Source organism: Acinetobacter sp. YH01019, from assembly GCF_013420285.1.
Lineage (GTDB): Bacteria > Pseudomonadota > Gammaproteobacteria > Pseudomonadales > Moraxellaceae > Acinetobacter > Acinetobacter gandensis.
Genome location: NZ_VOYM01000004.1, coordinates 18,050 through 28,976, shown reverse-complemented (window position 1 = coordinate 28,976; position 10,927 = coordinate 18,050). Strand labels below are relative to the sequence as shown.

4 protein-coding genes are annotated in these 10,927 nt (G+C 39.3%); all 4 read right to left on the bottom strand.

Annotated features, from left to right (window positions below; translation table 11 throughout):
* Window positions 1–242 precede the first annotated feature (242 nt).
* Window positions 243–902: a hypothetical protein gene (locus FTT84_RS02140; RefSeq protein ID WP_005028677.1), complete on the bottom strand. Its 660-nt coding sequence runs from the start codon at window positions 900–902 to the stop codon at window positions 243–245.
* Between the two features lie 83 nt (window positions 903–985).
* A complete protein-coding gene (locus FTT84_RS02135) occupies window positions 986–8,272 on the bottom strand; it encodes an LPD1 domain-containing protein (RefSeq protein ID WP_180079733.1) in 7,287 nt (2,428 codons plus the stop codon).
* A gap of 208 nt (window positions 8,273–8,480) precedes the next feature.
* Entirely contained in the window at window positions 8,481–9,722 is a 1,242-nt protein-coding gene (locus tag FTT84_RS02130) for a hypothetical protein (RefSeq protein WP_180079735.1), read from the bottom strand.
* Window positions 9,723–9,734: 12 nt separating this feature from the next.
* Window positions 9,735–10,925: a hypothetical protein gene (locus FTT84_RS02125; RefSeq protein WP_005005798.1), complete on the bottom strand. Its 1,191-nt coding sequence runs from the start codon at window positions 10,923–10,925 to the stop codon at window positions 9,735–9,737.
* Window positions 10,926–10,927: the final 2 nt, after the last annotated feature.

The window sequence follows — 10,927 nt, the reverse complement described above, 5'->3', positions numbered from 1 at the left end:
ATAGCATGATCCAAGACTTTAAAACGACTCTTACGAGTACTTATATGTGCTTATATTAAACTAAAAAATTAACTTTGAGGGAGGGTTTAGGCGTTATTCTTTAAAATAGTATATACCGAGTAAATAGCACTGTTTAAATACCTATCATTTTTAATAAAACCATCTAAAACCGTGCACTATTCTTTCTTTTTTTATAAATAAAAATGCCACCGTATAGGTGACATCTTGCTTAAAGCTGATGGTTACATTTTAACAAATTCGTTTTTAGCGAGTTCGTCTGGTTGGGTGCCATCTTCTACACCTACAATAATTCCAGTACCACGAATAAAGTAGCCACTATTATTCGGATATTGGACCAAGGTAACATTATGCTCAAGGTTACTTTCTAAAAAGGTAGTGCCGTATCCCCAAAACTTATTTAATCCTTGCCATGGAGCATCCTTAATATAATTGTTTTGGGCATATTGAATGGTGTATTGACCAATTGGAAGAGATATATTGACAGTTTGCTTTTTGGGTACCTGAACAACGGCTCGTAACCTTTTAGTGGCCTTATCTCGAATGATAAACACAGTATCAACATTTTGAGATTCCATTGAAACAGGACCAAAATGTTGTGTGTTTTCCATACTGGAAACATTAATCACTTCTTTTTTAAATGGCATGGCTGCACTATTGGCTACCATTTTTTGATGTTCAGCATAGTCTTTTGCCATTTGTAGACCGTTTTCAGGTTCATTCGGTTGGCCTGGATTGGCTGACTCTACTGATTGAGCTTGTTTCGATATTGCCCGTGTAGCACTTTGAGCAAAGAGATCGACCAATCCGAAATGATTAGCCACAGATATAATTGCAACTGCTAGACCAAAACCAGCAAATTGCTTTGGAATTGCTATTGCCATAGTGCCCCCTGATTCCATTTATAAGATTTAAATAAAAAAAAGATGCCACCCACAGGGGATAGCATCCAAGATCTCAAAATTGCTTATAGTGCCAATTCAGGATCGCTATTCTTTTGTTTGCTTAATTCTGGATCTGCTTGTACTTCAATGTTGGTCATGAGCTTAGTCCAATATTCATCGTATTCAGCTTGTGACATCTCATTAATGACTTCATTCCATTTAACTAGGTTCTCATGTTGATCTGTACCCGGTTGGAAGAAGTGCATTGCATTTCTGACATACTGCTGATGATCAGCAAAACGCAGTTCAGCAATATTTTCCTGAATATAGTCCAGGCCTTTCACCGTAAATTCGCGAATCTCCTTCATGATTGCATCTTTTTCTATACCATGCGGTTGAGTTACAGAAGATGAACCACCTTCAGGACATGGGTAAACAAGCCAATCATTACGCAAGTTCATTTCTGCTAAGGTCACTTGTAAGTACTGCTCACCACTACGGGCAAACATTTCATGTGCGGTCGTCCAATACGGCTTCTTAGCACTTGTTAAGCCCTCTAATACCATCGCATTTTTGTAGAAATCAGTTTTTAGCTGAGATTGATTAGTTGATGTTAAGCGATCGTTCGTCTGTAAGCTTAAAGAAATTAACTTTAAGTGTTCATCTGACAATGGTTTAGGGCTGTTTTCTTTGATGAAGTCGAGTGCACATATCGCAAACTGACTACGCAACATTTGTCGATAATCACGGAATACAACTGATCTAAAGACTGTACTGTTCGCTGCACCAAGTACTTGCGCTGCAAAGACACGATCATGATCAATTTCAGAACGAGATTGCGAGATATATTTGTTGAGCTCAGTCCGTGGGATTGGATACTCATTTTCAGACAAGAACTTATGCAAGCCTTGGGCAACGTGCATATAACGTCTATGTTGTATGGCGTCCTTTTGGAAAAGTTCAGGATCTTCATGACGATTAGCGAAGTTAATCAATGAAGATAGTTCAGTATGCAACTTGCCACGTTCCGCAATAAACGTATTAATTTTCTCTTTTATGCTGTCTCTATCTGGCGTAAACAAATCAACAATGTCAGGTTGATCTACCAATGTTTTATCCAAAATCGTTTTGATGCTGGTTTCATAAAACTTGACTTGATTCTCAAGATTCGTGCGAAGTACTTCTATCGAGTCATCCTTTTTCATTGGCAAGTAATACATCGCTTGATTTACTTTGGCTGCAGCTTGCAACAAATCTTGGTTAATGTTGGCATACTTCTCAGACTTAATGTTATTCAATTCTGCAAAACGAGTTAGATAAGGCTGTACGTTTTCCATCATCATTTTTGGTTGATTGCGTGTCATCGCACTAAAAATGAGATGGTCATAGGCATGGAAAAATTCATGACCAAACGAGCCAAAACCTGAATTCTTGGTTAAGTTAATCACACGGTTAGATGGCTCATAATGTGCCATCGCAGCGGAACGTCCACGCGAACCAAAAGCAACACCCAACATACCGTTAAAGCCAACAAATTTCGGATCTATATCAAGTGCCTTAGCAAGAGCGAAACAACCGTCATATGCGTTATTTAACGCGATTTGACGATCGCTCTGGTTCAAGTACTCGCCAAACTCTACGGCTTTAAATCCAAAGGTCGCTTGCAAGGTATGTGCTGTAACATCTTGGCCATTACGTGAAGCAATGTTTTCCGTCACAACCACATCACTGAGCTTGAATGCCTTACGCATAGTACGAGGCTTAGCATACTCTTTGAATAGGGCATCTAAGGTACTCGCCGTGTCATCTACAATGTGCGATACATTCTTTTCAGATAACGAGACTTCTTGAGTATCATCATTCTCTGCAGTTGCGTCTTTGGTTTTTTTAGCAGTTAACAGATCCATGACCTGTTCAGATAGACCAGCATCAGATCTGCTAAATAGCGTACTCGAATCTATAATGTTGCCACTTCTAAAAGTAACAGTCGCTTTTACTTTGTCTTGGAACGGTTTGGCATCAATCGCACTACGTATTTTTTTATAGATAGAGTAGGTGCCTTTAACTGGCGGTAACTCTTTCCTTAAATGATGAAGTGCTTCAGTGAGCGTTTTACGTGCTTCACTACTATCGGTTTTCGCCAATTCAGAACTAATAATCATGTCAGTGGCAGCATATTCAGCATAGCTTTCTACCAATGAAAATAATGACCGATCTAATGATTTAAACGCCGTGAACAGATCTTTGTCTTCATTCAAACGAACGTATAAATCACATGCATTAGGAATAAATTCACGAACTGTTTTTGCTTCCATTAATGCATCACGCATACTTAAAACAGCGTCATAGTATCCAGCACCTACTTTTTTAAACTGTTCTTCAGTGGCATTTTCAAGCGGATAACGTGGCTGATCATTCGTCATCTTACGTACAGCGTCAGTCAGCAAGTGAATGTAAATATCTCGACCAGCTTCTTTTGCTTGTAAAACCGATTCCTTTTTCCAAATTTTGTCACGCGTAATTAGGTTTTTGACTTGCAAAAGCGACATATCTTGAATCTGACTGAGCGATAAACGTGGACCATACAGATCCTTTTTCGCACCAGGCATTTTCATACCCGTATCTTCAATAAGTCCAACTTCAGAACGTGGCTCAGTGGCTTTCGGTTTGGTTGTTTTTGGCTCTTTTGGTGCTTCAGCTTCAGGCTTACCCTCAGACTCAAACAGTGATGTTTGTTCTGGAGCAACTGGCTCAGTCGGCTCTACAACTTCTACCGTTGTTTCCTGTACTTCTGGTTCAGTAGGCTTTTGAACTTCAGGCTCAGTTACGGTCGGTTCTTCAACCAATGGTTCTTGGGCAACTTCTACAATAGGTGCGCTTTGAACCATATGTTCAGGTTTATATACTTGATCGCGAGACTTAAATAATTCTGCTTTTTTGAATGATTTTGCAAAATCAGTAATTAAGAAGTTCTTAGAGTTCGGGTGCTTTGGCGTAGGAAGAATTTTATAGCCTTGATCAACAAATTGCTGATGTTCGGCATTATTCACAATGGCCAGTTTTAACGGAGCTTGATCATCGGCAACTTTAATCGCGAGATCGAACCGGTCTTTAGATTCAAGTAGCTTTTCACCAAAGGCAAAATCAATTTTATTGACCAATGTTGAAATATTAACAGCCACAATCTCATTAAGGCCTTTAACATCAATATTTTCAAAACTTGGTGATAATGGCACCTTGATTGTCTGCAGTATGTTTTCACGTAACCCAAGATCATTTAATACTTGGTCCACAAGATGCGCTTTTATCCCGTTTAACTGGAAGTCTTTAAACAATCCACCACGCTCGTTGAATTTAGCAAACTGCTCAACATTATCAAAAACCCGTAATTGATCATGCTGTAAAACTGGTGTGTCTTTATCAATGACAGAAATCACTAAATCAGCACCGTCATTGGCCACAATAATTTTGGAGCCGTTTTCAAACGCTTGATCCATTTCTTTTTGATTGATGTAGTCGGTAAAGACGTTCATCAAATCAACATTGGTCATCACATCATTGCTTTTCACAAAATCGATTAGATCTTGTTTCGCCGTTGGATCGATATATTGATTATCGGCATCACGTAAAGTTAATGCCTTGTAATCGTCCAACTCAGGGTTAAACAATACCTTTTCTTTAAGGTGTAGGTTTTCGATCGACTGGAAGATCTGATAGCGTTTTTCTAATGAGTCGATCAAGTACTGCATTTGCTCTTGCGTACTTAAAACTGAATCATTGCTAAGCGTCAAAGCTTTAAACAGCGCCTTATCGTCTGCAGCTAAGTCATTCAGACTTGATTTAACGATTAAGCGATCGGTAGACGGAATCTGTTCACCGCTGAAATATAAGTTAATCGCACCGTGCTTTTGTTCATCAGCTGGTGAAACCGTGAGATAAATATTTATCTCAGGAAACTCAAACTCTTTAATGCGTTCAGGATTGTTGATAATGCTTAAAAGAGATCCCGTTTTTGTCTCGAGGGATTTATTTTTTAGTGCCGTCCATTCTTCAATAGAACGATTTTCAAATGACTGCAGTAGGGCAGAATTGATTAAATCACGGTTGAGGTTAAATCCATTCTTGAGTGAGTCTGGAGTCGATTGTAATGCTTCAAGCACAAGCCCATGTTTAAAGAGATTGCCAAAGTCATTTTCACTGTTAACATCGGTCTTTTCAAGTGGCAAGAAACTTGATGCATGCTCATAGACATTCTTAACTTCAATATCAAGCTTTAAGCCTTTTTCATATTTAGGTACCGCTTCCTTGGTCAAAATACGATTAAGAATTACATTCTTAAGGTCATCATAGGTCAGCTTGTTTTCGCTGATCGGATTAGAGCTCAGGATATGTTCAAACGAAGAAGCACCATTAATCATAATGGTTTTTTGCTTTTGTAATGAACTAACCTTTTGACCTAGATCCATCGGTAGTAAGCGAATGAAGTTCTGATCAGATGCTATCGTACTGCTATACACCGCCAAAGAACGTGCGCTAACTTCAGGCTCAACCATCAAAGCGTTACCTTCAGCTAGGTAGGTTTTTACCGCTTCTTCAGTCAACGTGACGACATTTTCAATTTTCGAGTCTTTTGGTGCCGTGACTTCATTGTAGGTCGGTGTTAGATAACCTAGTGCCGTCAAAATATGCTTGTGCTCATTATTAATAATGGCAATAACCGCCTCAGATTTAGACTCTTCACCCACGGCATTTTGATAAAAGTCTTGTAGATAGCGCTTATACGCCATACTTACCGCGACCTTTTTATTTAAGGCAAAAAGCTGTTCTTGTGTATTTGAGTTGAAGTGGTCTTTATGTATCACCTTAGGCAGATAGTTTTGAAAGCTGTCTACCACATAGATTTCATCTTTTTCGAGTGTTTCTTTTAAAGACAAAACTTCATTGGTCGCAGCAAAAACAATCGCGTTGGCCAGTGCATTACCAGGATTCGTGCGTACACGTAATTCCTCATTTATCGCATGATTGAGTTGCGACCTAATATCAGGTAATCGGTTAAGGATAGGGGAGTCAGGATTGTTGCCAATATTGCTACTCAGCTCAGAAAGCACATGAGCCACATCGATGCGCTTATTAAAACCCTTGTAGTTACCGTCCTGTTCTAACAGGTTATAGAATCGCTCTAAGCTTTCATCTGATAAATATTGTGATGCAATGCTATGGGCATCACCATCACCAAGCGCCGTAAATTGGCTATTAATACTATGCAGTTGTTGAAGAATACGAGGCATTTGCTGATGAAATGAAAAGTAGTTTTTACCTACATTTTCAGCACTGGTCGCAATCATGTCCTCAATACTGTTATCCAGCACTGATACAGCATTCGAGAACACCATATCGTTAAAATCTGGCATTGCAGATTCTTGAGATGGTGAATATCCCAAAATAGAATATTCAAACTTTTCGACTGCAGATAACTCTTGATCTTGTTCATCATAATAATGAACCACATCAAACTGGTTAACAGCTTCATTCCAAAGCCCGTTCGGTTCTTCACCTAGATCAACGTTGAAATGATAAATGTCAATGTCATTTGAGGTGTGAGTAGCTTCAAACTCGTTCGCTTCATCCAATAGACGTTGCATTTCATCTTGCAATTCATCATCGGTGACAACGCTTTGTAGGAAGTTATCAAGATCCGTGCCGTATTCTTCACGGTCTATCACTGAATCAAAAAAACTATCATAAAGATTGTTCAGACGCGTAGAAGCAATGTTTAACTGACTTAATGCCAATTCCATTTCATAAGCTTGATCGTCATAGGCTTGCTGATCCAAAACATACGCATTTTCAGTAGCAACAGCGACTTGAATCGCAACCGCTTTTTCAATACGCTCACTGATGGTATGTGTTGCTTTCGCTTCAACAATGGCTTGACGTTCTTCTTTGAGCTTTGCAATTTTTTGTAGGTATTCTTGCTTAATTTTTCGCATTAAAGCGAGTTTAGTCAAAGAGTCCTTAATGACTGGTTCTGGAATGTTCGGCTTAAACTTGGTGTGTCTAAAAAAGTGATCAATTCGATTGAACAAACGTTTTACTGGAACCTTAGGTTCAGGCGGTATGGTTTGCTTAATTTGATTGAGATCCAAGCTTTCTAAACTTGTACCGATGTCATCCAAACTTTCAGAAATTAATTCACGATCAAAACTGCTATCACCAATAGAGTAGGGATTAAATGTTCTTAAATTATTAATATTATTTTGAACGCTTTGAATCAGGTCCTTAATCTTATCGGCAAGGTCGAATTCTTCTACATCTAAAGTTTGGTTGTTGTATTCCCAAACTTTCCAATCATTGTCCACCAGCTGTAACGCAGTTGTTTCTATACCAAATGGTGCCAATGCTGACGGAATGCTGTTTTCTTCGTATGAATACAAACAGTCATTGATTTTCGTGACTAAGGTTTGAAGCTTGATCAATCCTTGGTGATTAACGGCATGATCATCCGATCTGAGCGCATTCACAATTGGATCAATGCTCGTATTCAGCCCCTTATTCAGCTCTCGAATATCAATAAATTGCTTCGGTAAGCTGTTATACGCTGGCCATGCTGGATGTGAAGATATTTTATAATTGGTCAGCTCAGGGATTTGCGTAATATCTTTTAGGGCAAGTACTTCACCGCCTGAATTAACCGAAATCACTAGCTGTTTGCTTAGTTCAATAGGCTCTATCGTATCTTCTATGAGTCCAGCATTTAGCGCTGCTTCTTTATCAACATAATAACGAGTCAGTGTTTTATCTGCTTGGTACCCGTAATTGTCTAAATCAGCCAACGGCAATGGATCTACTGACTGCAGTAATGTCGGTAGCTTATTCCAGCCTAAATCTGCTTTATTGAATTGTTTAACCGCACCCATAATGGTTGTATTTGGGGCAAACGGTTTTTGCTGTTTTGCTTGGTAAAGCACAACGGACTTTTGATTATTGAGTTCAAATAGGGATTGCCACTGGTTTTTTTCAGCACTACTCATTGGGTTTTGCAGATATATATCTGACATATCCATTTCAATGAGGTCATTTTTAGAGTCGTAAGGAAAAACAGATTTTATGTCAGCAAGAGAGAGACTATCTTGCGAACTCTTATACATAAAACTAAGGTCGTTATTTTGCTCATTGGTGATATAAACAAACTTTCCAGTCTGTTTTAAACCTGTTAAGAAGCTGTTTAAGGATGTGTTCAACTTTTTCTCTAAAAGCTCAACATCTTTAATCTTAATAATGGCTGCTTGGTTTCTTAAATCAGTTTTAGGGGTTACTACAAGTTGAGCGCCAAAGCTACTCAGATCCAACCATTTCTTTTTAGTTGACATATAAACTCCATGGCAATATGTATAAGCATCTTTTAATTAAAATATCAAAGCACCATCGGTTACTTTTGAACGGTATATACTAAAGATTATAAGAGAATTTATATAAAGAAACTATCTAAAAGGGTTTTAAACAAAAAAAAGGGATGGCTTAAAACCATCCCTTTTTTTAAGTTTTTTTCATTATCAGTCTGATAATGAAAAAATCAGGCTATTTACTTGCCATTGCTTGTGAAAGTGCAATCCTACGAATGTTACCCGTAGACTTAGAACGATCTGTCACTTCAATTGAGCCGTCAGATAATTTGCTTTCAGCAGAAACTAGCGCAGCCAATACCGCTTCTTTACGTTCATTTGACTTGTATTGTTGATATTGCAAGTTCAAGCGTTCAGTACCTTGAATTAAACCATCGACCATCAAACCACGTTCATCTTTAATCGCTTGTGATTTAGCAAAGTCTTTGTAATCTTGCCCTGAACCTAAATAACGAGCGACACTTTTTTCCAAGTGTTGCATCGGTGCAAGTTTGGTACTTGAATCATGACTATTGGTACCACCACCAGCAACAGGGGAGTATTGCGCTTGAATTGCTTTCAAAGAGGTAATTGCTGGAGAAGTTAAAGCATCTTTCGCCAGTTTAGCCATCACATAATCTTGACCAGCAGATGTTTTCGCAATTTTTCCGTCAATTGGGGCATCAGGTAGACCAACCATGTTGTTGATCAATGCATTTTGAGCACGAGCCATCGCCGTGTCTGGCGCTGCAGTCGTGAATAAAGTTGAAGCTTGTAAACTTAGACTAGCATTTTCACCAGCAGCACCACATAGTCCAGACGCAGCCTGAGAAGTGGTACAAAACTCATTATGAGCTTGTAACATAGCTTCTTGTGCTTTGTGAGGGTTCATGTAGACACCAGGCGCAGCAATCACTTCAGAGCCAACTTTATTTAAAATTGAACTATCAGCAGATTTATTGTCTTGTTGAGCTTGTTCACGATCGCTTAAAACTTCACACGCTTTAAATGCTTGGCCATGTGCACCAAACTCAAATTGAGCTTTTTTCATTTGCTCACTTTGTTTAACAGCTTGGTACGCCGTTACAAGACTTTGTGCGTTTTTATGTGCGTTATCTGAAATACCTTGAGCAGATACAGCCTCTTGTTTCGTCAGGATCCTAATCGCTCTCGTCACATCATCTTGTTGCTTTTTAATGCCCAAAGATAAGTTTGAGTCCAACGCACGTAACGCAGCGCTTTCCACCACATCAGCCTGTTGAAGAAGCATATTCAAGGTATTTACTGCCATCGGGTTGCCCACGGAAGCACAGTAATAAGCAGATGCAGAACCACTAATGAGGGCGAGGGTTAAACCGAGTGCACTAATTTTTGAACGAGAGCCGTGCGCTTGTGGCGCTTTCATAACTTTACGTGATGTTCTTTTCGGAGTACGCATTATTTAGTCTCCTTAAAATTGAGGCATAGTTTGTGAAAGCTTAACTTTCACTGACTGGCCGTATTTCGTTTTCACATCATCTTTTATCGGCTGAGATTTCGCTAAAAGTAATGCAGACAATAAACCTTCTTCACGCAAACTTTGCTTGTAAGTTTGAAGATCTAAATAAACAGAAACGCCGTTAATGATATTGGCTTCTTTAAGTAGACCGCGTGGATCTTGCATCGCCATCGCCATTTGCCATTTTTTAGCTTCAGGACCGCCGTAGTAACGTGCGATTGTTTGGTCGATCAAATCGTTGGCAGACACCATTTTGCCGTCAATATCTTTGAATGATTTTGTATTTTGCGCGTCAATAACCGCCAAGCTATACGCTGGCATAGCAAGTAAAGCTGTTTTTTGGTTGGTCGCTTGCAAATAATCTCGACCAGCTGGAGTACGTGCCGTTGCAGTAGACAATGATTTATCTGGTGTACCTAAAATGTTTTCACGCACGTAATGTCTTGCAAGAGCTTCTTTTGAGCCAGGTGCAACAGACTTAAACAGTAGGGAAGCATTGGTATCGCCACCCGGTAATTTAGACAACGTACATTGACCAGCTTGTGCTTCAGCAACCGTACAGAATTCAGCTTTATGCACGTTTAGGCGTTGATTAATCACTTCCTGTTGAGAGCCAACTAATTTACCGCCGACTTGAGAAGTTTGAGTCGCCATATCAGCTGCTTGATCAATCACTTGACCAGATGCACTCGACATATTTGTATTTTCAGCCAAAACCTCACAAGACTTAAAGCCTTGACCAGTATTGGCACCATAAGCAAATTGTGCTTTTTTCATGGTATCTGACTGTAAAAGCGCTTGAATACCAGAGGCAATAGTTTGGGTGTTTTTAGTTGTCGCATCGGTAATTTGGTTAGCAGCTTGCGCCTTTTGCTTCACCGCAACTTTAAGCGCTGCAACGATGTTTTCAGTCGAATCATCTAACTTTCTACGGGTACTTTGAGATACTTTTTGAATATCATTTGCTTGGTTGCTTGCATGCTTAGGAATCTGAGAAGACATCTCGCTCATAATCGTACCCAAACCAACCGTAGCCCATTCAGCAAAAACAGGACTACTAATCACCAAAGTTGCACCTAAAATGACAGGTACAAACTTTGATTTTCCTTTAGGCTGTCTTAAAGTATTTTTACGCTTTCTCATAG

Bases quoted from the DNA above. Each gene is read 5' to 3' on its own strand.
- FTT84_RS02140 (WP_005028677.1), bottom strand. From the start codon at position 902: ATGGCAATAGCAATTCCAAAGCAATTTGCTGGTTTTGGTCTAGCAGTT.
- FTT84_RS02135 (WP_180079733.1), bottom strand. From the start codon at position 8,272: ATGTCAACTAAAAAGAAATGGTTGGATCTGAGTAGCTTTGGCGCTCAA.
- FTT84_RS02130 (WP_180079735.1), bottom strand. From the start codon at position 9,722: ATGCGTACTCCGAAAAGAACATCACGTAAAGTTATGAAAGCGCCACAA.
- FTT84_RS02125 (WP_005005798.1), bottom strand. From the start codon at position 10,925: ATGAGAAAGCGTAAAAATACTTTAAGACAGCCTAAAGGAAAATCAAAG.